This window comes from Alphaproteobacteria bacterium, from assembly GCA_040218575.1.
Classification (GTDB): Bacteria; Pseudomonadota; Alphaproteobacteria; order JAVJRE01; family JAVJRE01; genus JAVJRE01.
Genome location: JAVJRE010000002.1, coordinates 371,310 through 392,509, shown reverse-complemented (window position 1 = coordinate 392,509; position 21,200 = coordinate 371,310). Strand labels below are relative to the sequence as shown.

General features: G+C 63.8%; 24 protein-coding genes and 1 tRNA gene. 12 read left to right on the top strand and 13 right to left on the bottom strand.

The features are described 5' to 3' along the window. Window positions 1-2 precede the first annotated feature (2 nt). The 10 genes from murA (at window position 3) to RIE31_03395 (ending at window position 6,165) form a co-directional block, all read left to right on the top strand. Window positions 3-1,262: a UDP-N-acetylglucosamine 1-carboxyvinyltransferase gene (gene murA, locus RIE31_03440; GenBank protein ID MEQ8639654.1), complete on the top strand. Its 1,260-nt coding sequence runs from the start codon at window positions 3-5 to the stop codon at window positions 1,260-1,262. A 35-nt stretch (window positions 1,263-1,297) separates the two neighbouring features. Further along, window positions 1,298-1,774: a DUF2948 family protein gene (locus tag RIE31_03435; protein ID MEQ8639653.1), complete on the top strand. Its 477-nt coding sequence runs from the start codon at window positions 1,298-1,300 to the stop codon at window positions 1,772-1,774. A 60-nt stretch (window positions 1,775-1,834) separates the two neighbouring features. Then, on the top strand, window positions 1,835-2,326 hold the full coding sequence (locus RIE31_03430) for a UPF0262 family protein (GenBank protein ID MEQ8639652.1): 492 nt from the start codon (window positions 1,835-1,837) through the stop codon (window positions 2,324-2,326). 4 nt (window positions 2,327-2,330) lie between these two features. Continuing rightward, window positions 2,331-2,810, top strand: coding sequence for an arsenate reductase ArsC (locus RIE31_03425; GenBank protein MEQ8639651.1), 480 nt, complete (start codon window positions 2,331-2,333; stop codon window positions 2,808-2,810). A gap of 55 nt (window positions 2,811-2,865) precedes the next feature. Then, entirely contained in the window at window positions 2,866-3,084 is a 219-nt protein-coding gene (gene infA, locus RIE31_03420) for a translation initiation factor IF-1 (GenBank protein MEQ8639650.1), read from the top strand. 26 nt (window positions 3,085-3,110) lie between these two features. Then, window positions 3,111-3,716, top strand: coding sequence for a Maf family nucleotide pyrophosphatase (locus RIE31_03415; protein MEQ8639649.1), 606 nt, complete (start codon window positions 3,111-3,113; stop codon window positions 3,714-3,716). Between the two features lie 41 nt (window positions 3,717-3,757). After that, a complete protein-coding gene (locus tag RIE31_03410; GenBank protein MEQ8639648.1) occupies window positions 3,758-5,104 on the top strand; it encodes a ribonuclease E/G in 1,347 nt (448 codons plus the stop codon). A 115-nt stretch (window positions 5,105-5,219) separates the two neighbouring features. Further along, complete coding sequence (yacG, locus tag RIE31_03405) at window positions 5,220-5,384, top strand: DNA gyrase inhibitor YacG (protein MEQ8639647.1); 165 nt, start codon at window positions 5,220-5,222, stop codon at window positions 5,382-5,384. 107 nt (window positions 5,385-5,491) lie between these two features. Continuing rightward, window positions 5,492-5,567: transfer RNA gene (locus tag RIE31_03400), tRNA-Phe, on the top strand. Between the two features lie 82 nt (window positions 5,568-5,649). Further along, a complete protein-coding gene (locus RIE31_03395) occupies window positions 5,650-6,165 on the top strand; it encodes a GNAT family N-acetyltransferase (protein MEQ8639646.1) in 516 nt (171 codons plus the stop codon). Window positions 6,166-6,213: 48 nt separating this feature from the next. On the opposite strand, the gene RIE31_03390 is transcribed toward RIE31_03395, so the two are convergent. The 3 genes from RIE31_03390 to RIE31_03380 all read right to left on the bottom strand — a co-directional run bounded on the left by RIE31_03390 (window position 6,214) and on the right by RIE31_03380 (window position 8,251). Continuing rightward, window positions 6,214-6,972, bottom strand: a complete 759-nt coding sequence (locus RIE31_03390) for a DUF427 domain-containing protein (protein ID MEQ8639645.1) — start codon at window positions 6,970-6,972, stop codon at window positions 6,214-6,216. A 125-nt stretch (window positions 6,973-7,097) separates the two neighbouring features. Next, a complete protein-coding gene (locus RIE31_03385) occupies window positions 7,098-7,658 on the bottom strand; it encodes a pilus assembly protein (GenBank protein MEQ8639644.1) in 561 nt (186 codons plus the stop codon). Between the two features lie 5 nt (window positions 7,659-7,663). Continuing rightward, window positions 7,664-8,251 carry a pilus assembly protein gene (locus tag RIE31_03380; GenBank protein MEQ8639643.1) on the bottom strand — a complete coding sequence of 196 codons (588 nt, stop codon included), beginning with the start codon at window positions 8,249-8,251 and terminating at the stop codon, window positions 7,664-7,666. Window positions 8,252-8,360: 109 nt separating this feature from the next. On the opposite strand from RIE31_03380, the gene RIE31_03375 reads away from it, so the two are divergent. Continuing rightward, window positions 8,361-9,215, top strand: coding sequence for a hypothetical protein (locus RIE31_03375; protein MEQ8639642.1), 855 nt, complete (start codon window positions 8,361-8,363; stop codon window positions 9,213-9,215). A gap of 36 nt (window positions 9,216-9,251) precedes the next feature. On the opposite strand, the gene RIE31_03370 is transcribed toward RIE31_03375, so the two are convergent. From RIE31_03370 to RIE31_03330, 9 genes are all read right to left on the bottom strand, one after another. Then, window positions 9,252-10,226 carry a type II secretion system F family protein gene (locus RIE31_03370; protein ID MEQ8639641.1) on the bottom strand — a complete coding sequence of 325 codons (975 nt, stop codon included), beginning with the start codon at window positions 10,224-10,226 and terminating at the stop codon, window positions 9,252-9,254. Next, the gene (locus RIE31_03365) at window positions 10,226-11,200 is read right to left on the bottom strand and encodes a type II secretion system F family protein (protein MEQ8639640.1); all 975 of its coding nucleotides are present in this window, start codon (window positions 11,198-11,200) and stop codon (window positions 10,226-10,228) included. Before RIE31_03365 ends, RIE31_03370 begins: the two co-directional genes overlap by 1 nt. Further along, on the bottom strand, window positions 11,193-12,971 hold the full coding sequence (locus RIE31_03360; protein ID MEQ8639639.1) for a CpaF family protein: 1,779 nt from the start codon (window positions 12,969-12,971) through the stop codon (window positions 11,193-11,195). Before RIE31_03360 ends, RIE31_03365 begins: the two co-directional genes overlap by 8 nt. Beyond that, window positions 12,968-14,185, bottom strand: a complete 1,218-nt coding sequence (locus RIE31_03355) for an AAA family ATPase (GenBank protein MEQ8639638.1) — start codon at window positions 14,183-14,185, stop codon at window positions 12,968-12,970. Before RIE31_03355 ends, RIE31_03360 begins: the two co-directional genes overlap by 4 nt. After that, the gene (locus tag RIE31_03350) at window positions 14,182-14,835 is read right to left on the bottom strand and encodes a CpaD family pilus assembly lipoprotein (GenBank protein ID MEQ8639637.1); all 654 of its coding nucleotides are present in this window, start codon (window positions 14,833-14,835) and stop codon (window positions 14,182-14,184) included. The genes RIE31_03355 and RIE31_03350 overlap by 4 nt, the downstream gene beginning before the upstream one ends. A 25-nt stretch (window positions 14,836-14,860) precedes the next feature. Beyond that, window positions 14,861-16,312, bottom strand: a complete 1,452-nt coding sequence (locus RIE31_03345) for a type II and III secretion system protein family protein (GenBank protein MEQ8639636.1) — start codon at window positions 16,310-16,312, stop codon at window positions 14,861-14,863. Between the two features lie 2 nt (window positions 16,313-16,314). Further along, a complete protein-coding gene (cpaB, locus tag RIE31_03340; GenBank protein MEQ8639635.1) occupies window positions 16,315-17,154 on the bottom strand; it encodes a Flp pilus assembly protein CpaB in 840 nt (279 codons plus the stop codon). A 38-nt stretch (window positions 17,155-17,192) separates the two neighbouring features. Then, window positions 17,193-17,696 (bottom strand): prepilin peptidase, encoded by a 504-nt coding sequence (locus RIE31_03335; GenBank protein MEQ8639634.1) that lies wholly within the window; start codon window positions 17,694-17,696, stop codon window positions 17,193-17,195. A gap of 136 nt (window positions 17,697-17,832) precedes the next feature. Further along, a complete protein-coding gene (locus tag RIE31_03330; protein ID MEQ8639633.1) occupies window positions 17,833-18,030 on the bottom strand; it encodes a Flp family type IVb pilin in 198 nt (65 codons plus the stop codon). 230 nt (window positions 18,031-18,260) lie between these two features. Between RIE31_03330 and RIE31_03325 the strand changes: the two genes are divergently transcribed. Further along, a complete protein-coding gene (locus RIE31_03325; protein ID MEQ8639632.1) occupies window positions 18,261-19,727 on the top strand; it encodes a pilus assembly protein TadG-related protein in 1,467 nt (488 codons plus the stop codon). A gap of 27 nt (window positions 19,728-19,754) precedes the next feature. Here RIE31_03325 and RIE31_03320 read toward each other — a convergent pair whose 3' ends face one another. Beyond that, the gene (locus RIE31_03320) at window positions 19,755-21,197 is read right to left on the bottom strand and encodes an FAD-binding oxidoreductase (GenBank protein MEQ8639631.1); all 1,443 of its coding nucleotides are present in this window, start codon (window positions 21,195-21,197) and stop codon (window positions 19,755-19,757) included. Window positions 21,198-21,200: the final 3 nt, after the last annotated feature.

Sequence of the window (21,200 nt, the reverse complement as noted above, 5' to 3'; positions counted from 1 at the left end):
TCATGGATCGTATTCGCATTGTCGGTGGCCGCCCGCTACAGGGGACAATCCCTATTGGTGGGGCCAAGAACGCCGCCCTGCCGCTCATGGCCGCGGCTCTGCTGACCGACCAGGACCTGGTGCTGGGCAACCTGCCGGATCTGGCGGATATCCGCACTATGGGCGATCTCCTGAAGCAACTGGGGGTTGAGCAGTCTCTCGCCGGCCGGGCGTTGACCCTCAATGGCGGCGGCGTCCGCCAGACCGAGGCCGACTATGATCTGGTGCGCAAGATGCGCGCGTCCATTGTGGTTCTGGGACCGCTGGTGGCGCGCCATGGCCGGGCGCGGGTGTCGTTGCCCGGCGGCTGCGCCATCGGCGCCCGGCCGGTGGACTATCACCTGAAGGGTCTGGCTGCTCTCGGCGCCGAAATCAGTTTGGACCAGGGCTATGTGGAGGCGCGGGCGCCGGCTGGGCTGAAGGGCGCCCATTTCGTCTTTCCCAATGTTTCGGTTGGGGCAACTGAAAATGTGCTGATGGCGGCCACCCTGGCGCGCGGCGATAGCGTTCTGGAAAACGTCGCCCGTGAGCCCGAAGTGACCGACCTGGCCCATTGCCTGGTGGCCATGGGCGCCCGCATCTCCGGCATTGGCACGGATACGTTGCGCATTACCGGCGTTGAGCGGCTGACCGGCGCTGACCACCATATCCTGCCGGACCGCATTGAAACCGGCACCTACGCCATCGCTGTGGCCATGACCGGTGGTCGGGTCACACTGTCCGGCGCCAGACGTGATCTGGTGGCCTCGCTGCTGGACAGCTTGGTGGAAGCGGGGGCGGATGTGGGGGAGGTGGATGGCGCGCTGACCGTGGCCCGCGGCTCCGTCCCACTGCTGGGTGTTGACGTCATGACCGAGCCGTTTCCAGGCTTTCCCACTGACCTTCAGGCGCAGTTCATGGCCGCCATGACCATCGCCGGTGGCGCCTCCATGATCACCGAAACGATCTTCGAGAACCGGTTCATGCATGTGCCGGAACTCATGCGCATGGGCGCCAATATCAACCTGCACGGCGCCTCCGCCATGGTTCGTGGCGTCCCCCGCCTGACCGGCGCCCAGGTCATGGCGACCGATCTGCGCGCCAGCGTTTCGCTTATTCTGGCCGGTCTGGTCGCCACAGGTGAGACGATGGTCAATCGGGTCTATCATCTGGATCGTGGTTATGAGCGGCTGGAGGAAAAGCTTTCTGGCTGTGGCGCGTCCGTAGAGCGCGTGCCGGGCTGACCGGCGGGAGCTGATCGCTGTGATGGGGCGGACATATGGTCGATGGACTGAAGCTGGCGGCGCGTGACGGCGAGGATATCGCGGTTATTTCCGCCATGCTGCAGGACGCGGTGATTGCGCCGGAGGACATGACCTGGCTGGAGCGGGACGGCAGCTTTGTGCTGGTTGCCAGTCGCTTTCGCTGGGAAGCGGCGGCCGTGGGCGGGCGGCCATCTTTCCAGCGGGTTCACGCCAGCCTGACTTTTCGTGGCGTCAGCGGGGTTCAGCAGCGCGGTCCGGATCTGCGCCGCGGGCCTGCGGAGTCCCGTTCCTTCCTCTGCCTCCTGGCCATGACGACGGACGGCTCATCCGTATTGCTGCGCTTCGCCGGCGGATCGGAGCTGCGTTTGACATGTGACGCCATAGACTGCCGGCTGACCGATCTGGATGAGCCTTGGCCAACCGCCTGGCTGCCGGTGCACGAGACCGACATGATGCCTGACGACAGTCCGCACCATAGTCGCCATGATTAGTCCGGTGCCGGCCATGCCATGGTTTGCGGGCCTGGCCGCTGAACACATGCCGGTTTTCCTGTGAGCGACGATAGCGCCCGTTCCGATCAACGTATCGCCAAAGTCTCGCTGGACGAACGAACGATCGTACGGCGCGGGCCGGACGTCGAGCACGAGCGGGCCGTGGCGATTTTTGATCTGCTGGAACAGAATACATTCGCGCCGGTCGAAGGGTTTGACGGACCGTTCAGCCTGCACCTTTCCATCGAAGACAATAGTCGTCTGCGGCTCGACATCCGTGACGAGGCGGAGCAACCGCTGACCACCATTGGCATGTCGCTGTCGCCATTCCGCCGGATCATCAAGGACTATTTCACGGTCTGTGAGAGCTACTACAACGCGATCCGCTCAGCATCACCGTCGCAAATTGAAGCCATCGACATGGGGCGCCGCGGTCTGCACAACGAAGGCAGCGATCTCTTGCGTGAGCGGCTGGTCCAGCGCGTGCAGATGGACGTCAACACCGCCCGCCGCCTGTTCACGCTGGTCTGCGTGCTGCATATCCGGGCCTGAACGATTGGCCGGGCTTCCATCCGCTGTGCTTTTTGCCTGCACGAACAACACCGTTCGCTCGCCCATGGCCGAAGGTCTGATGAAGCGCTATTTCGGTGATCGCGTTTATGTTGACTCGTGTGGCCTGCGGGTCGGCGAGCCCAGCGGGTTCATGAGTGCTGTGATGGCCGAAGCCGGCATCGACATGTCACGGCACGTGGCCAAGGCCTTCGACGATCTGGAGGACGCCTCGTTTGATTTTGTTATCACCCTGTCGCCGGAGGCACAGCACAGGGCCGTCGAGATGACCCGCACCATGAGCTGTGAGGTCGTCTTCTGGAACACCTTTGACCCGACCGTGGTCGAGGGTAGCCGCACCGTGCGGCTGCAGGCCTTTCGTGAGGTCCGTGACGCACTGGCCCAGCGTATCCTGGACCGGTTTTCCACGCCTGAATCCCCGCCATCCGGGCTGGCCGGGCTAGGCAGCGGCCGCGAAGAGCCTTGACCCGCCGGACCAGGGTGCCCAATTTGTGCACCGGTCCACCATGGCAAGAGGTCTCATGGCCAAGGAAGAGCTTATCGAGTTCAGCGGTACCATCATGGAAGTTCTGCCTAATGCGATGTTTCGCGTGAAGCTGGAGAATGACCATGAAGTGCTGGCCCATACGTCGGGCAAAATGCGGAAGAACCGCATTCGGGTGTCAGCCGGCGATAAAGTCACGGTGGAAATGACCCCATACGACCTGACCAAGGGTCGAATTACGTTCCGGTTCCGTTAGAGTCCGGCCGGATCAGGCGGTGCGGCATGACGCCGGAGCCTGAACGCTCGTCTCCTTCGTCGGCAGCTCTGGTCCTGGCGTCTGCGTCGCCGCGCCGTCGCGACCTGTTGCGGCAGATTGGTCTGTCGGACGTGGAGGTCGTGGAGCCAGTCGTTGATGAGGCGCCGTTGGCCGGCGAGCTCCCCCGACAGACGGCCGTTCGTCTGGCCCTGGCCAAGGCTACCACCGTGGCCGGGCGCTGTCCCGGCCGCTTCGTGCTGGCGGCCGATACGGTCGTGGCCAAAGGCCGCCGTGCCTTAGGCAAATCCGAGGACGAGGGCGCGGCGCGGCTGTCTCTGGGTCTTCTGTCCGGTGGTCGCCACCGGGTTCATACGGCGGTCTGCGTGATATCGCCGTCTGGTGCCGTGCGTCAGCGGGTGGTCACGACAATTGTCACCTTCAAGCGCCTGTCCGACGGAGAGCTCCTGAGCTATCTGGCAAGCCAGGAGTGGCGCGGCAAGGCCGGTGCCTATGCCATTCAGGGCCGTGCCGCGGCGTTTGTCCGGTTTCTCAGCGGGTCCTACTCCGGCGTCGTCGGGCTGCCCCTGCATGAGACCGCCGGGCTGCTGCATGGCATGGGTCTGCGTTGGTAAGTGCTGCGGCAGGACGTCCGGGGGCGAGGATTCAGGCTCGCTTGCTGATTTCATGCCTGCCACAGGACGGCCGGGCGGCACTCCTGGTTGACGACCGGATTGAAGCGTTTGAGATGATCCGCGAACCGGAGGCTATGGCGCCGGGCGCCATCCATATTGGCCGTGTCGAACGGGTCAGCCGCCATCCGGCCGCGGCGTGGCTGCGACTGGATGGCGGCGGCGTTGCATTTTTGCGTCTCGGCAAGTCGCCGCCCAGGGCCCTTGCTGAAGGCAGCCTCTTGCCGGTGCAGATCGAATCCGCGGCCTGGGCGGACAAGGAGGCGCGGGTCAGTCAGACTCTGACGGTCACCAGCCGCGCTCTTTCGCTTTGCCGTGGTCGGCCTGGCCAAAACCATCAGGTGCGTCTGTCATCGGATGTCGGGCACGGCCAGGAACGCGACCGCTTGCTCTCCCTGCTACGGGCTGCGGTGTCTGACGGCCGCGCTCTGCTGGTCCGGGCGCCTGGTAGTGGCCTGCCGGCTGACCGCTTGCTGGCCGACCTGACCAGGCTGGACCATGCCCTCACGGAAATCGAGCGTCTGTGTGGTGAGGCTACGGCGCCGACGTTGATCAGGCCGGCGCCTGAACCGCTGCACCTGTTTCTGCGGGACATGACGCCATCGCCGGTGACGGACATCGTCGTGGACAGCGCAGCCCAACTGGCGGCAGCACGGCGTTTCACAGAGGCCGAGGCGCCGGAGATCGGCCAGCAGCTGCGCCTGCACGATGGTGCCGGGCCGCTCTTTGAGACAGAGGGGGTCAGTGAGCAACTGGCCGAACTGGTCGGCAACCACGTGGCTTTGCCTGGCGGCGGGTCGTTGATCATCGAATCAGGGGCGGCCATGACCACGATTGACGTCAATTCCGGGGCTGGCGATCCGATGGCTGCCAATCGTGCCGCCGCTGCTGAGATCGCCCGCCAGCTTCAGCTCCGCAGCCTGGCCGGGGCGATCATCATTGATTTCATCGCCCCGCCGCGGTCGGCACGCCATGATCTTCTCGAGATGCTAAGAGCACGAACCAAAGCGGATCCGGCGGGCGTTCATGTTCTTGGCTGGACGCCGCTGGGCCATGTGGAGTTGACGCGTCGTCGTATCGGGCCGGGTTTAGCGGAAAGGCTTCTGTCGCCGGCCTCGGTCAGGACCATGCGCCCGGGCATTGTGGCCGGGGATATTCTGCGCGCGCTGCTGGCGATCCGGCGCCGTCGGCCTGCGGATAGCCTGGTTGTGACCACCTCCGCGCTGGTCGCTGAGTGTCTGAAGGACCGGCTGGGGCTGGTCCAACCGGTGGAGGTTCGTGTAGAGACCCTGTCGGATGCACGGTCAGGAGGTGGCTTTGACGTGCGATAAGGCCGGGCGAGGCCGGAAGGGGGAGGCCTCTCCGCCAGCGGATTCACCAGACGGGTCCGGTGCAAAGGCGCTGCCGCAGGGTCCGGCGAAGGTTCGTGTCGGCGGCCGCTGCCCCTTGTGTGGCGCCGTGACGACGCCGCGCTATCGTCCGTTTTGCTCGCGCCACTGCGCCGATGACGACCTGATGAACTGGCTTGGCGGCCGCTACCGCATCACCTCAGGCGACGATGAGTCGGCTGGCTCCGGGCTGGCCGGGGACGGCCAGGGAGAGGACGAATAACAGTGCCCCGCGCAGGCTTGGGGATTGATGGGACGACTGGACTTGCCGCAGCCCGGTCTACTATAAGCCTGTCTTGCCGAACGGCCGCTTTCCGGCGGTTCCGGTGCGCCCAGGTAGCTCAGTTGGTAGAGCAGCGGACTGAAAATCCGCGTGTCGGTGGTTCAAATCCGCCCCTGGGCACCATCGGCCCTGACAATCTGCACAGATCAGGATCGCCGTGCTGACCATCAGTTTGCGCCCGGCTTTACCGACCGACATCCCGATCATGCAAGACATCGAACGCGATGCGGGTCGCCGTTTTGCCGAGACGCCATTTTCATTCGTTGCCACAGCCGAGCCCACGTCAGGCCATACGATTTCGCTTCACCTGCGCACAGGATTCGCCAGCCTGGCCTGGCATGACCGGCGTCCGGTCGGATTCATTCTGGCGCGGCTGGAAGAAGGAGCCGGCTATGTGGCGGAGCTTAGCGTCCGCTGCGACTGGGGCCGCCGGGGATGCGGCCGCGCGCTGATGGCTGCCGCCGAATCGTGGCTGGCAGAGCAGGGCGCCGACAGCGCCTGGCTCACTACTTTTACAGACATCCCGTGGAATGCTCCCTGGTATGCCGATCAGGGTTATCAGAATGTTGTGACAGCGGATCGCCCGGCCTGGCTGAACCGCATCATGGACCGCCAGGCGTTGGATGATCGACTGGATCCGGTGGCGCGCTCGGCGATGGTCAAATCATTGCCGCCGGATACGGACAGGGACCAGTCCGGCCCGGCTCCCGGGCGCCGCTGAGCCCGCTCATCCGTCGCGGCGGTATATCTTGCGCCGGTTTGCCTGGGGTCAGGCGAAGGGCGTCTTGGGACGATCCAGCAGCTCGCCGTCTTCGAGAATATCCACTTTCTCGCTGTAGAAGCACAGCAGGCCGGCGATCTTCGGGCACTCGGCAATCGGATAGTTGTAGTACCACACCAGATCCCGGTGCAGCTTTTCCCCGACCTTCAGGGAATAGTAGTTGGCTACCCCCTTGTAGGGACAGGCGGACTGACTGTCCGACGGCTCAAGATACTGAACCCGCACATCGTCCTTGGGAATGTAGATACGGCCTGGCAGCCCGGTCTCGAACAGCAGGGTTGCCCGCCGCGTATCGGCAACGGTGACGCCATCCACCTTGATCTCAAAGTGCCGCGACGACTGCATGGCGTCCACGCGCTTGTGCGGATCCCGGGCGTGAACGAAGACTTCATCGTCTTCTTCGAACCAATGGTCCATCTGTCGCCACTCAAAGGCGAGGTGTTGACTGAGGTCGGGGCCACCTGGCGGCGCATTGTGGAACGTAAAGGCCGCATGGTCGGCCGTGCGGTCGCCAACCGTGACGTCCCAGAAGACGCCGTCGCCCTTGTGGTCTGAGTGGGTTGAATGGTCGGACGGCGACAGCAGGTCGGTCCGCACATCCTCGCGCGGAAAATAGTAGAGTGGCAGGCGACCGGATTCCCGCAGCAGCATGGCCTTCTTGCTGTCCGCCACCCAGACGCCGTTGAACATGATGCGCACCCAGCGCGGGGTCGGATAGAACTCGCTGCGATGGTCGCTGTCGGTCATGGCTGCCTCCCTGTGGCCGGCAGTCTACCTATGCCAGGGGAGGGCGATCAATGCGCCTTGCCGGATGCGCTCTTTGTGCCAACAGGCCGTCCAGGGTAAGGCCGAAGCCACGGTCGTCCCCCGGACTAGCCTCCGTTGAACGTCACTGCCTCCACATAGCGCGGACGATAGAAGGCGCGGCGATAGATGGACTGTGTGCCGAACTCGGTCAGAAACAGTGGCTCCAGTTCATAGAACACTTCGGCCACGATAACCGTTTGGCCGTCCAGCAGGGAAAACCCGGCCGGTAGCGTGGCGGTGGCGCCATCGCCGACGCCGATTTCGCTGGCCGCCGACAGACCACCGCTGACCTGTTGCCAGTCAATGATGGCGCTGGTGCCGGCGGGCTTGCGGACACTTGTCAGGACAATGGCCGACTGCGGGCCCAGTGGATAGGGGTCGGCGATCCTGCCGACGGCGGTCAGCAGGTTGCCGATATCGGTCATGTCCAGGCTTTCGGCCTGGGCCGCTAAATCAGCCAGTGTTACGGCGGCCCGGTCTAGTTTCTGCTGAAGCAGGATCATGCGCGCCGTGTCTGTACCGATCAGCGTAACCGACAGCAGAATCGGAATGGCAATGGCGAACTCCACAAGCAGGGCGCCACTGCGGTCAGACCACATACGTCGTAGGAGCGAGCGGAGAGTCATGGCAGTCATCCTCCGACACCGGCATTGAGAAAGGGCTCGTTGCGAACTGCAATCGAGGCGCGCAGCATGAGTTGGCCGTCTTCGCCCAGAACACTGGACAGGAGCGGCGTCATGATCGTCCACGGGGCCTCCAGGCTGTAGACCACCACGTCGCCAGGGCCGCCCATGCCGGCCTGGCCCATATCGGCGTCCCACTGGCCGTTGCCATTGATGTCGTTATAGGACTCGCCCACGTCCCACTGACCGTTGGTGTTGGTGTCGTCATAGGGCTCTTCGCCACCGATCTGGTCGAAGTCAGGGTAGATCATGGCGACGATCTGTATATCTGCCGGATCAATCAGGCCCAGCGTCACCTGATCGATGTGATCCAGGATCGCTTCCTCACGGGTGACACCGGCGGGTGTGAAGCCGGTAATGCCAAAGCGCGCTGCATCGCGCAGGCCGCCTTCCAGAAGCGACGACACAAACAGGGTCATGGCGATCTCGATGATACCCACCAGGGTCATCAGGAAGAGCGGCGCGACGAATGCGAACTCGACCAGGCTGGAGCCATCGTGAGCTTGACGGAACCGGCTTAATGGGATGCCGCGCATTTTAGATGAACTCCTCGCTAATACTGACATAACGCATTGTTTTGTTTACAGAATTTTCAAGAGAAGCGGCGCACGGTCGAGCCCTACCGGCAACCCGAAGGAGACGAAAATGCCGCGCATTCGCGCCCGACTGCTGGCCCGTGCCGCAATCATTCCCGCCGTACTTCTGGTGGCGGCCTGCTCCACTACGCCGCCCGCCCATCTGGCCACATCCGTTCCGGCCAATGCGGCAGAGACGCAGAACCGCTCCTTCATCGCCCTTGTCAAAGCGGCCGATCAGGCCAGCCTCGGAGGCGACATCGCAACGGCGATCACGCTTTATCGGCAGGCTCATCTGCTCGATGGCACGGCGATTTACCCGCTGCGCCGCATGGCGGATATGCTGGTTGACGCAAACGCTCTGCCGGACGCGGTGGAGGCGTATCGGGCCGCTATCCGTATCGACGGTCGCGATGTCGCGGCGCGCCTTGGCCTTGGCAACACGCTGCTCATGCTTGGCCAGCCGGCTCTTGCGGTGGGTCATTTTGAGCAAGCCCTGGCCGTCGCACCGGACGATCTCGCCGCGCTCAACGCTCTGGCGGTGACACGCGATCTGCTGGGTGAGCATGCTATCGCTCAGGAACGCTACCGCGCGATTCTTGAAACATGGCCCGATGATCGTCGAACCCGGATCAATCTGGCCCTGTCGCTGGCTCTGAGTGGAGTGTTTGACGAGGCGCTGGCGCTTGCTGAACCGCTGGCGGCGGATCCCGTCGCAGGGCCGCACGAGCGGCAGAATCTGGCCTTGATCTATGGCCTGGCTGGCAATGACGGCGCGGCCGCAGCGCTGGCGTCGCAGGATCTCGATTCCGAGTCCGTGCGTCGTAATCTGGCGTTCTATGCATTGCTGCGCGCCATGCCGGTAGAGCAGCGATTGCGGGCTCTCTACACCCGCCCCGCCCAGGCGGCGCAGTTGGCTCGCTAAGCTGCCCGTAGCGTGGTCGATGCACCGGGGCAGCATCTACATGCTCCCCAGCGTGTCGATGACCCGCAGAACGGCCGGACCGATCAGGACAATGAACAGGGCCGGCAGAATAAAGCTGACCATCGGCACCGTCAGGACAGCCGGCAGGCGCGCCGCCTTCTCTTCCGCCTTCATCAGGCGCTCGTCGCGCATTTCCCGGGCCAGCACCCGCAGGGCCTGGGCCAGCGGCGTACCGTAGCGTTCGGTCTGGATCAACGTCGTCACCAGGCCACGCACACCGGGTAGGGGTACGCGCGCGGCCAGGGCGTCCAGGGCCATCCGGCGCTCCGGCATGAAACCCAGTTCAATTCCGGCCAGGGCCAATTCATCGGCCAGTTCCGGGCTGGCCTCATTGAGTTCCCGGGCGACTCGCGCCAGCGCTGCATCCAGCCCCAGCCCGGCTTCGGTACAGATCACCAGAAGATCAAGGGCATCCGGCAGGGTCAACTGGATCGCCTGGCGGCGTTTTGTCGCCATGTTGCGGATGAACACGTCCGGGCCGTAGGCGCCGGCCAGCACTGCACCAATGGCTGCCGCCAGGGCGCCCATGTCACTCAGGACAATGAGCTGCGGCGCGTAGAACACCACAATGGCGGCCAGTCCGGCGACCAGAGGCAGACTGACTTTGGCAAACAGGAAAAGACCCAGTGCATCGCGGCTGCGGTGGCCGGCCTGGGCCAGTTTAGCCCGTGCCTGGTCGGCCTGACGACCGGTCTGCAGGCGAAGGAATCGCACGGCCTGCTGAACCAGGCTGACCGACTCCATACGCAGCCCACGACGGCGACGCGGCGTTTGCATGGCGCCGAGCAAGGCATCTTTGCGCGCCGACAGCGCCCGCGCGCGCCCCGTTGCAGGCTGGCGCTCCGTTGCCGCACGCCACACCGCAGTCACCGCGATGACCGCGGCAAGCCCGGCCAACAGGGCTACGGCGTCTTCCACCGCCAGGCCCAAAGGCAGATCAGGAAACCGCATCAGATTTTGAACCTCACCATTTTGGCCATCACCAGGGCGCCGATGCCCATGCTGGTGAGCCCGACTCCCAGCATCATGATGCCGCGGGAATCTTCGAACAGGGCGGAGGCATAGTCGGGGTTGACCAGCATGATGGCGACAAACATGAGGAAGGGCAGCGAGCCGATAATCATGGCGCTGGCCCGCGCTTCGGAGCTCATGGCTTTGACTTTGAGCCGCATGTGACGGCGTCGTCGCAGAATGTCGCCCAGGTTTGACAGGGTCTCGCCCAGATTGCCGCCGGTCTCGCGCTGTACGCCCAGGCTGACCGCAAAGAAGTTGACTTCCGGCAGAGCCATCCGCCGCGCCATCTCCCATACGGCGACTTCCAGTGTCTGCCCGAAGCGCACGGCCTCAGAGGCGAAGCGAAACTCCTCGCCAATGGGTCCGGGCAATTCATCCTCGATACCGGCGATGGTCTGGGACACAGGCAGGCCGGATCGCAATCCGCGTACGATCAGGTCGATGGCTTCTGGGAAAGCCGCCAGAAATTTTGCCTGGCGGCGGGCGATAACCCGTCCCACCAGTATGTGGGGCAGGGCGAATCCGCCGGCGACGCCAGCGACTACAGAGACGGCCAGAGGCATGCCGAACATAAGACGGACAAGCAAAGCCGCGGCTGCACCGACCGCCACCATGACGGTTGCGTACTGCGCCAGGGTGATGGGGCGGCCGGTGCGCTGCAGGCGCTGGCGCAGGGTTTCGGGCTTGGGCAGGAAGCGGCGGGCCAGTCGCTCCCATGGGCCGCCATGCTGGTCGCGCCGCAGGGACGGGCCGTGCACCAGGGTGTGGGCGCCGCCGCGCACCCGCAGAACCTGGCGTTCCAGCCGGCTGCGCAGGCGACGATTGCCGCCGGCGACAGCGAACCCCAGGGCCAGCAGGGCGATGGTCGTGCCGGCAAAGATCAGCAGGACAAGGGAGCCGCTTTCAGCCATGGCCGCCACCGGCGAGCGGGGCGCCCGGCGGGCTGTTGCGGGCGACGGTGTCAATCAGTGTGCGGTCGAGGCCGTAGTACGAGGCCTTCTCGGCAAAGTGCGGGCGCAGGCCGGACGAGTCGAATCGCCCGGTCAGACGACCATCGGCTCCCTCGCCGGTAAACTTGAAGGTGAACAGCTCCTGTGTGGTCACCACATCGCCTTCCATGCCGACAATTTCCACAATGCTGGTAATGCGGCGGACGCCATCGCGCATGCGTTCCACCTGAACAATCAGGTCAACCGCTGCGGCGATCTGCGTCCGGACTGCCTGGGCGGGAAGGTTGATGCCCGCCATGCCCACCATGTTTTCCAGGCGCGTCATGGCTTCGCGTGGGTTGTTGGCATGGACCGTACACATGGACCCGTCATGCCCGGTATTCATGGCCTGAAGCATGTCAACCGCTTCCGAACCACGAATTTCGCCCAGAATGATACGGTCGGGCCGCATGCGCAGCGCGTTCTTGACCAAATCGCGCATGGTGATTTCGCCGCCGCCTTCCAGGTTTGGGGGGCGGGTCTCCAGGCGTATGACGTGGGGTTGCTGCAATTGCAGCTCGGCGGCGTCTTCGATAGTGACTACGCGTTCGCCCGGATCAATCAGTCGCGACAGCGCGTTAAGCAGAGTTGTCTTGCCGGACCCCGTACCGCCGGATATCAGAATATTGAGACCCGACCGTGCTGCGATCTTGAGCGTCGTTGACATGTCGGCGGACAGATTGGCCTGATGGGCCATGACATCGAGGGTGATGTTCTTCTTCGAAAACTTGCGGATGGAGATGGAAGGACCATCAATTGCCAGCGGTGGGATGATGATGTTGACACGACTGCCGTCGGCCAGCCGGGCATCAACCATGGGGCTGGATTCATCAATACGGCGGCCGATGGCGGTAACGATCCGCGTCGCCACGTTCATCACATGAACATTGTTCTCGAACCGGACATCGGTCAGCACCAGCTTGCCGGCGCGCTCCACATAGATTTGCGCCGGCCCGTTGACCATGATGTCAGTGATGCTGTCGTCAGCCAGCAGAGGCTCCAGCGGGCCGAGGCCCAGCAGGTCGTTCATCAAGGAGGCAACAAGCTGTCCTTGTTCTGCCTTGTTGAGCTGAATGCGACGCTCGACCAGAAGCTCGCCGACGACCTCGTGGATCTGGCTGCGCAGTTCCGTGCGGTCCAGGGTAAGGGCGGTCCCCACATCGATGCGATTGATCAGCACGGGCTGGATCTGCCGTTTGGCCTGATCGATGGCATCGCGGTTGCGGGTTGCCCGGTCCTCTTCCGGCGAAGTCGCGACGGATTCTGACGGTGTGTCTGTTAGAAACGCGTGAGACGGGTCTTCTGGTGTCTCGCTATTGCCAACCGTGATATCGTGCATCACGGGGCCGGTTTTTAGTCCTGTCGTCGGTGCCAAAGCGGCGGCGCGCGCCGAATCCTGCACCGCACGCCGGGCATCGCGGCTCTGCTGGCGCAAAGTGGTAAGCCAGCGGCCAGCCAACTGGCGTCGCTGGATGGTTGACAGCTTGACGCCTGCTTGCTTCAAGCCGTCGTCAATGGCATCGCCTACCTGGCGGGCCAGGTCGGCCGTGTCACCATCTGCGACCGCCTCCAGTAGACCGGCCGCGGTGAGCCCGGAACGGGCCGCGGCGTCTGCCGAGGTGGTCAGATCGCCGCCCGGCCGTTGTACGGGAGCGCCGGTTTTCGACCCAGGCTCTATCCGTACGATGTTCATGCGGCGGCCCGGTTGAACAGGCGCAGCCCGCGTCGGCGCTCCACGGTAATACCGGTTAGCCCGGCCACACCGCCGGCCAGTGCGTGTGCCAGCTTGGACTTGCCTGACATGGTGGCCATGGCCTTGCCGGTGTTCGCCGCCTGCTGGGCGCGGGGGTCCCAGGGCAACTCCAGATCAATACTCACACCGACAGCACGCTCGAACTCACGACGTGTGATGTCGGTCTTCGCTTCACCGACACGGTTGGCCACCAGCAAGCGCCGATTCTCACCGGGAACGTCGCCAAGTTGTTCGAGCCAGCGCACCGTGTCCCGCATACCGGCCAGTGTCAGGTCTGTCACCAGAACCAGGGTGTCCACGGTTTCTGTCAGGCTTGTCATTTGGCCGGCAAGACTGCGCGGTGTGTCGAGAATCACATACTCGTGGTCGCGCTCAAGCGTATGAATCAGGATGTCCAGTGCGTGCGGGCTGATCGTAGCCGGGTCGTCAAACGCCTCTTCGCCCGCCAGAACATCAAGCTGATCGCTCTCTTTGATGGTAGCGCTGGCAATCAGCATTTCATCAATGCGTGACGGGCTCTCAAGAACCTCGCGCAGGCCGTGATTGGGCAGCAGATCCAGGGCCAGTGCACAGCACCCGTATTGCAGGTCCAGATCAATTAGAGCGGTCGGACGCCGATGCTTGTGGGCAAGAAGCCATGCCAGGTTGACAGACAGGGTGCTGGCGCCGACTCCGCCGCGAATACCGACCACCGCAAGAGACTTGCCGCCGGCGCGGGGTGCAACGGCCGCTGTCAGGGCCGGCAAGTCCGGCGAGTCGAGAATCCGCGCCAGCTCTTCGCCGTTCAGCGGCTTGGTCAGATAGTCGCGTGCGCCGGCGGCCTGCAGCGCGCGATAGAGAGAGACGTCATTCTTGCTGCCAAGCGCGATGATCCGCGTTTGCGGCAAGGCGGCGGTGAGGGTCCGGATGTCACGCAGGGCGTCTTCCGCATCGTCTATGTCGGCAAGCAGCACACGCGGGTGGCGGCCGTTAGCGGCCGCCGCCAGGGCGTCATCTATACCGCCCTCAGCCAGCAGCGTCTCCGGAATGTCCCGTTCCAGCGCCAGCTCGCTGAGCGCTTGCCGCGAACCGGCATCGCTGACGAAGGCAAGCAGGGGTTCGGCCCTATCATCGTGCTCGGCATGGTGCGGCGCACGGGCCAGCGCTTGGTTCATTCCTGTGACCCCGTGCTGGCATCCAGAAGGGGATAGGTCGTACCGTTGAAATAGCGACCGACGGCGGCGCTGCCCTGGATGGCGGACGCGGCGCCCGGTGCGGAGCCAAACAGCAGGTGGCGGGGGTCGGCGATCATCAGCGCCAGGTTGGATGCATTGGCGCAGCCCAGCGGCAATGGCTGATTGGTTGAATCGCCGCCGGACGGTTTTGGCCAGTGGCCACAGTGTGGCGGCGTCACAATCGCCCGCTCGACGACAAGGGTAAGGCTGTTCCCTGTATCTGGGCCTGCGCTTTGCCCGCCCTGCCGCGGTCGTATCGGCGCCTGGATGCCGGTTCGTCCCAAAAGGGCTGCAAGGGACATGGAGCGACTGCGCTCCAGAGGACTGTTGCCATCGGCGACAATCCAGAAGCGGTCGGCCGCGCCCGGTGTCAGGGTCGACACGAATACGGCCAGTTTGGTCTCGTCCGCCACGCTGATGAACGTAGTGCCTGGCGTGAAGTCAACGGGGTAGACGAAGTGAACGAAGGTGACCTCGCTTGTGCGGGGCAACTCCGCCTGGTGGAAAGCATCTGTGCGACTGCACGCGCTCAGCAACACCAGGGAGGCGGCAATCAGCAGGCCAATTCGGCGACCCGGCGAGCGTGTCATGGGATATGCGGCCATCGATGGCTCCCTAGTACAGGATGAATCCGGCGGGACCGGCCAGGCTATTGCCACCGCTGGACACCGGGCCTGTTGGCGGCGGCGGCAGGGACGGACTGTAGGCCTGGCCCGAGACGATCCGCTGATAGTCGCTGGGCGCCGTCAGGCCATCGGTCGGCAGGGCAAGCTGTCGGTTGGATGGCTGGACGATATACGGCGTCACAATGATGACGAGTTCGCTTTCATCGCGCTGAAAGCGGGTCGAGCGGAACAGGGTGCCGAGAATGGGAATGTCGCCGAGACCGGGAAACTTCTGCAGATCGTGAGTGGTGTTGTTCTGCAGCAGGCCGGCTATGGCGAAACTCTGGCCGGAGCCCAGTTCAACCGTTGTCTCTGCCCGTCGTGTGGTCAGGGCTGGAATGGTCAGGCCACCGATTTCGATAGAGCCGGCCACTGACAACTGGCTGACCTCCGGCCGCACCCGCAGATTGATCCGCCCGTCCGCCAGAAGCGTTGGGGTGAAGGCCAGGGATACGCCGAAGTTCTTGAACTGAATGGTGATCCGGTCGCCCGATTGCGGCACCGGGATCGGGAACTCACCGCCCGCAAGAAAGCTAGCGGTTTCGCCCGACAGCGCGGTCAGGTTGGGCTCCGCCAGGACCGAGATCAGTCCTTCCTCTTCCAGGGCGTCGATCAGGCCGTTGATGTCAAAGCTGCCCGGCGAAATGTTGCCAAAGGCGGCGCCGCCGGAGAAGGTCTCGAACACTGATGGACGGCCGCCCAGAATGCCGCCCGGGCCTGGTGTGAAGAGGCCCGTAACCAGCCCGATGACGGAACCGCCGGGGGTGCCCACCGCGTCCAGGCTGAAGCCGAGATTCTTTGTGACTTCACGGGACACCTCGGCCACTTTGACCCGCAGGTTGATCTGGTTGGGGCTGGCCACACGCATCTGATTGATGATCTGGTCCGGCGACGTGACGAGCTGCACGGTCATGCGGCGGATTTCTTCCGCCTCGGCAGCCGACAGGGCCATGCCGGACAGGATCACAGAGCCATTGAGCGAACGGGCATCTACGGTGGAGTTGGGCGCCAGGTTTCGGATGGCGGACTGCAGGCGGGCGATATTGTGGCTGACCTGGACTTCGACGCTGGCCAGCACGGAATCGTCTGCGCCCACCGCGTACAGCGTGGTTTCGCCGGGCGTCACACCGAACAGGTAGATGAGCCGCGATGATTTGACGTCTATGTCTGCGATCTTGGCGTCGGCCACAAAGACGGAGGCCGCTGCCCCCTCCAGCCGCAGCAACATGCCTTTGCCGGCCTCAAGCATGATCGCTTCGCTGGCCGGAGTCAGGCTCGTGGCCTGGCCATGGGACTCCGTCACCGGTAGCGCCACGGCTACAGCCGACAGGACGACGGCCACGGCAAAACCGACCGCATGCTGCCTTGCCAGGGTCCACCAGGACCGGATGGAGCTGGTCATGGTCAGGGGGCTCCGAGCTCGACAATTTCTTCCTTGTTGCCGCGGCTGACCACGACGCGCACGACGCGTCCCGTGGCGTCGAATGGAATCAGGCGGCTGGCCTGGCTGTCCCAGGTAAAGGTACGGAGGATGTCCGGCGTCTCGGCGGTCGCCATGCTGCGCAGGCTGAGCGAGAGATGACCCAGCTCGCTGGCGACACCGATAACCTCCGCCTGGCGGGGGGTTACCTCCAGTGTCGCTGTCTTGGCCAGGGTCGGCTCACCTTCCTGATCGTCCGTGCTCTGGTCTATGGCCAGGACACGCACATCGGACATAATGGTTTCTGCGGCATGGCGTGGCGGCCGGTCTTCATACTGCACCGCATGAGTCAGGATTAGGTCGACCCGGTCGCCCGGAAAGACAAATCCGGAGATGCCGGAGGTGGCATTGACGGCGACGGAGATGGCCCGGTGACCGGGCTGCAGCACCGCGGCAAGAAACCCGCGGTCGCCGGGACGCACAACCCGTCCTGTTGTGATCGGTTCGCCTTCGGCTATGCCGCTACGCACAACCGCACCGACGAAAATCTCGCCTGCGTCGTCGCTTTGCACCACATAGGTGTCCGACAGATTGTCAGCCGGCCAGGCCTGCCACCTGAGGTGCGACTCGGTGACGAAAGTACCGGCCGGAATATCGCGGGCGGCAACCAGTATCTCCGTCAGGTCTGCCTCGACGATCACCGGCCGGGTCAGGCCGGCCAGGGCCTGGCGCTCGGATTGAATCCAGCCACGAGCCATCAGGGCGGTGGTGCCGGCGACAACCAGAGCCAGGACGATAAGCAGCAGTGTTCTGGGTGATGGCACGGTTGTGATCTCCTTGTGCGCTTCAGGCGGATGTCCGCTTAGGCGGCAATCAGGTGCACGGACAGAACAAGTCCGCCGGCGGCGATAGCCAGGCCATAGGGCACTTCACGTCGTGACTTGAACCGAGTGCCGGGGCTTGGCCGCATACGGACAGGGGCGAACTTCAGGCGTTCAATCTGTGGCAGCCAGGCCAGGACGGACAGCACCCCGCCGGCAAGGGCGATGACGAATAGAGTTGGCAGGATCTGAGACGGTCCTGCCCACAACGCCAGGGCCGCCAGCAGCTTCGCATCGCCACCGCCGAACAGACCAAGGGCAAACAGACCCATCCCCAAGGCCAGAACCACGCCCGCTATTGCGGTGCTCATCAGCCATGCAGGGTGGGGTTCGGCGACCAGCACATGAAACGGGTACAGCAGGACAAGGACGGCAGGAATGGCATTGGGAATCGTAAAGGTCAGCAGATCCTGCAGGGCCGCCCAGACGAGCAACCCGACAAAGGCAATCAGGGTCAGAGCCTGCAGACTTTCGTAGGCCGTCATGGCGTGCTCGCGGCAAGGGGGAATGGAGTCTTTCAGGGTTGGCGACTCGGCAGGTTGGCGACCAGGCTTGGTCTTGTTTGTGCATCAGGCGGCGACCGGGGGTGACCAGCGGCCACCCCCGACCGATCGGCAGGTCTTACGGCGCCGGTGCGCCGCCGCCGCCAACCGCGGCGTTCAGCGCGGCGGACACGGTGGTGAACATCGTATTCAGGTCACCGCCCATGGCAGTCAGAGCGCCAATGGCGGCCACCGAGACAAGCGCCGCGATCAGGCCGTATTCAATGGCCGTTGCGCCGCTCTCGTTCCGGTAGAAGCGATGGATGAAACGAATCATTGATCGATCTCCTCAAATCACATGTCGCGTTATGCGACCTATGCAACTTGCGCGGATGACCACTAACGAGAAGTAAAAGAGACTATATAATCGTTTTCGAACAAGTATTCATTCTGCAAACATAATAATAACAATCATCTAAAATTACATATATCCCGTGAGTTCTCCATCTTTGTGTGGCTTTGTCAGTAATAGAGACAGACTGTTAAGCCCCGTCGGGCGAAAGTGACATGCTGTGGATTGTGTTTACCGCCGCGCAAGCCGCGCTGATACGGAGAGTGACCATGGGTGTTATGTGGATCTGGCCAGCTTTCAGGGCGCTGCTTGTGCGCTTCAAACGCTCTCGGCGCGGCGCCATTGCTGCCTTCCTGGCCGTGTCCATCGTGCCACTGGTCGCGGTCACTGGCCTGGCAATCGACACCACCCGCGGTTACCTGGTGAAGTCACGCCTGTCGGCGGCACTGGATGCGGCAGGGCTGGCGGGCGGCCGGGTGATGTTTTCGCCGGAACGCGACGGCGATATTCAGATGTTTTTCGATACGAACTTTCCGCCGGGCTATATGGGTGCGACGCTCAGCGGCCCGGTGGTGACGATCAATACATCGGCGGAGACGCTTACCCTGGACGCTTCGGCGACCATCCCCACCAGCTTCATGAGCGTGGTGGGGATCCAGGACATGACGGTCACGGCCAGTACGGTCATTCGCCGCGCCGCCAAAGGTATGGAGTTGATCCTGGTGATGGACAATACAGGGTCCATGCGCTCCAACGGCAAGATGGACGCCATGAAAGGCGCCGCCACGGACCTCATCGACATTCTCTATGGCGAGCGCGAGGTGGTGGAGGATTTCTGGGTCGGCCTGGTGCCCTATACCGTCGCGGTCAATGTCGGAGCGCAACATACGGACTGGTTGACGGGATACAACCCCGTGGACTATGTACCGACCGCGTGGAAGGGGTGTGTGGAAGCCCGCCCCGCACCCTTCGATCAGACAGACAATGCGCCCGGTACTGCCGGTGAGCCTCTATGGACCCCGTTCTTCTATCCGGCGGCCAGCGACAACAACTGGCCGCCGGTGAATGAGACCAATGGCGCGCAGAACAATGGCACCGGTCCCAATCTCGGGTGTGGTCCGGAAATTACTCCGCTGGTGCCTGACAAGACCACCATTCAGGCAGCCATCGACGAGATGCTGCCGTGGCACCGTGGCGGCACCATGGGCAATCTCGGTCTGGTATGGGGCTGGCGCTCGATCTCGCCAAAGTGGCGCGGCGTGTGGGGCGCGCCATCGCCGGCTGAACTGCCGCTGGACTATGGAACGCCGCTTATGGAGAAAGTGGTCATCATGCTGACCGATGGTCAGAACCAGTGGTATGACCATCCGCCGTCCGGTCCGGACAACTCCGACTATGGCGCCTACGGTCGTCTTGGCTGGGGCATACTGGGCACGACCAATGCTGGTGCGGCGGAAACAGAAATCAATGCGCGTATGCTGGCGGTCTGCACGGCCATGAAAGCGGAGGGCATCCGCATCTATACGATCACGTTTCAGCAGAACAACGGCACATTGCAGAATCTCTACCGCGACTGCGCGACGGCGCCCGGCATGTACTACAACTCGCCTAGCAATGCGGAACTGCAGGACGCGTTTCATCAGATCGCCGAGGATCTGAGTAATCTGCGGATAGAACGTTAGCGGCCAGCGTCCGCAGCCTCGCCGGGTTCAGCGCGGCGGCAGAAGCTTTCCGGGATTCATGATGGCGCGCGGATCCAGGCTGTCCTTGAGGCGCCACATGAGCTCAAGTTCCAGCGGTGACTTGTAGCGTTGAATATCGTCGCGGCGAAGCTGGCCCAGCCCGTGCTCGGCGCTGATGCTTCCGTCCAGCCCGGCCACCACATCATGCACTGCCAGGTTGATTGCCGGCCGGTGGGCCAGGAACTCAGCGTCATCCATACCGGCGGGGCCGGTCAGGTTATAGTGGATATTGCCGTCGCCGATGTGGCCGAAGGCGCAGGGTCGGATGCCAGGGACGACCCGCTCTGCCGCATCATCGGCCTGCTGCAGGAAGGCCGGCACCCGGCTGACCGGAATCGAAACATCATGCTTGATACTGGCGCCGTAGTGGGCCTGGGCCCAGACAATTCCCTCGCGGATGCGCCAGAAGCCTTCGGCTTCCTTGTCGCTGCTGGCGAAGACCGCGTCCTCGACCAGCCCGTCATCCATTGCCGCGTCCAGGCTGTGCTCCAGCACCTGTGACAGACCGGCCCCCGGCTGTGCCGAGCTTAGCTCCACCAGCACATAGCTGGCATGGGGTTCGCCCAGCGGATCGCGCGTATTGGGCGTATGGGCGAGGGCCACTTCCAGGGGAAAGCGCTCGATCAGTTCAAAACTGGTGATACGTTCGCCGCTGGCCGCACGCAGCCGTGGCAGCAAGGTTATGGCGGCATCCGGGCTCGCCACGCCGATGAAGGCGGTGGCCACATCACGCGGCCGGGGAAACAGTTTCAGGACGGCGCGGGTGATGATCCCCAGTGTGCCTTCGGCGCCGATGAACAGGTGTTTCAGGTCATAGCCCGTATTGTCCTTGCGCAGTTGGCGCAGGCCGTTCCAAACCCGGCCGTCGGCCAGTACAACCTCCAGTCCCAGCACCAGGTCACGCGCATTGCCGAAGCGCAGGACATTGATTCCGCCCGCGTTGGTCGACAGGTTGCCGCCGATCTGGCAGCTCCCCTCGGCGCCGAGGCTGAGCGGAAACAGACGGTCGGCCTGTTGTGCCGCCCGTTGTAGGTCGGCCAGGACACAGCCCGCTTCCACCGTCATGGTGTCGTCCAGCGGCTCAATGCTGAGAATCCGGTTCATGCGCTCAAGGCTAAGGACGATCTGACCGGCGCCCGGCTGCGCGGTGCCACCGCCGACCAGCCCGGTGCGGCCACCCTGCGGCACGATGCCGACGCCGGCCGCCGCGCACAGGGCGACCACCTGTGACACCGCGTCGGTTGAGACCGGGCGGGCGACCATGGCCGGTAGGGCATCGAACATGCCTCGCAGCTCGCGCCCGTAGGGCTCCATTGCCCGCGCGTCGGTCAGCAGGCCGTCCGGCCCCAGAACGTCACGCAGGGCCTTCGCCAGGTCGTCCACCACGGCGGACTTTTCTGTCATGGTCATGGT

Bases quoted from the DNA above. Each gene is read 5' to 3' on its own strand.
- RIE31_03390 (MEQ8639645.1), bottom strand. From the start codon at position 6,972: ATGACCGACAGCGACCATCGCAGCGAGTTCTATCCGACCCCGCGCTGG.
- murA (MEQ8639654.1), top strand. From the start codon at position 3: ATGGATCGTATTCGCATTGTCGGTGGCCGCCCGCTACAGGGGACAATC.
- RIE31_03375 (MEQ8639642.1), top strand. From the start codon at position 8,361: ATGCCGCGCATTCGCGCCCGACTGCTGGCCCGTGCCGCAATCATTCCC.
- RIE31_03380 (MEQ8639643.1), bottom strand. From the start codon at position 8,251: ATGCGCGGCATCCCATTAAGCCGGTTCCGTCAAGCTCACGATGGCTCC.
- RIE31_03395 (MEQ8639646.1), top strand. From the start codon at position 5,650: ATGCAAGACATCGAACGCGATGCGGGTCGCCGTTTTGCCGAGACGCCA.
- RIE31_03355 (MEQ8639638.1), bottom strand. From the start codon at position 14,185: ATGAACCAAGCGCTGGCCCGTGCGCCGCACCATGCCGAGCACGATGAT.
- RIE31_03325 (MEQ8639632.1), top strand. From the start codon at position 18,261: ATGCTGTGGATTGTGTTTACCGCCGCGCAAGCCGCGCTGATACGGAGA.
- RIE31_03335 (MEQ8639634.1), bottom strand. From the start codon at position 17,696: ATGACGGCCTACGAAAGTCTGCAGGCTCTGACCCTGATTGCCTTTGTC.
- RIE31_03370 (MEQ8639641.1), bottom strand. From the start codon at position 10,226: ATGCGGTTTCCTGATCTGCCTTTGGGCCTGGCGGTGGAAGACGCCGTA.
- RIE31_03435 (MEQ8639653.1), top strand. From the start codon at position 1,298: ATGGTCGATGGACTGAAGCTGGCGGCGCGTGACGGCGAGGATATCGCG.
- RIE31_03320 (MEQ8639631.1), bottom strand. From the start codon at position 21,197: ATGACCATGACAGAAAAGTCCGCCGTGGTGGACGACCTGGCGAAGGCC.
- RIE31_03345 (MEQ8639636.1), bottom strand. From the start codon at position 16,312: ATGACCAGCTCCATCCGGTCCTGGTGGACCCTGGCAAGGCAGCATGCG.
- RIE31_03330 (MEQ8639633.1), bottom strand. From the start codon at position 18,030: ATGATTCGTTTCATCCATCGCTTCTACCGGAACGAGAGCGGCGCAACG.
- RIE31_03415 (MEQ8639649.1), top strand. From the start codon at position 3,111: ATGACGCCGGAGCCTGAACGCTCGTCTCCTTCGTCGGCAGCTCTGGTC.
- infA (MEQ8639650.1), top strand. From the start codon at position 2,866: ATGGCCAAGGAAGAGCTTATCGAGTTCAGCGGTACCATCATGGAAGTT.
- RIE31_03365 (MEQ8639640.1), bottom strand. From the start codon at position 11,200: ATGGCTGAAAGCGGCTCCCTTGTCCTGCTGATCTTTGCCGGCACGACC.
- RIE31_03350 (MEQ8639637.1), bottom strand. From the start codon at position 14,835: ATGACACGCTCGCCGGGTCGCCGAATTGGCCTGCTGATTGCCGCCTCC.
- RIE31_03360 (MEQ8639639.1), bottom strand. From the start codon at position 12,971: ATGAACATCGTACGGATAGAGCCTGGGTCGAAAACCGGCGCTCCCGTA.
- RIE31_03385 (MEQ8639644.1), bottom strand. From the start codon at position 7,658: ATGACTCTCCGCTCGCTCCTACGACGTATGTGGTCTGACCGCAGTGGC.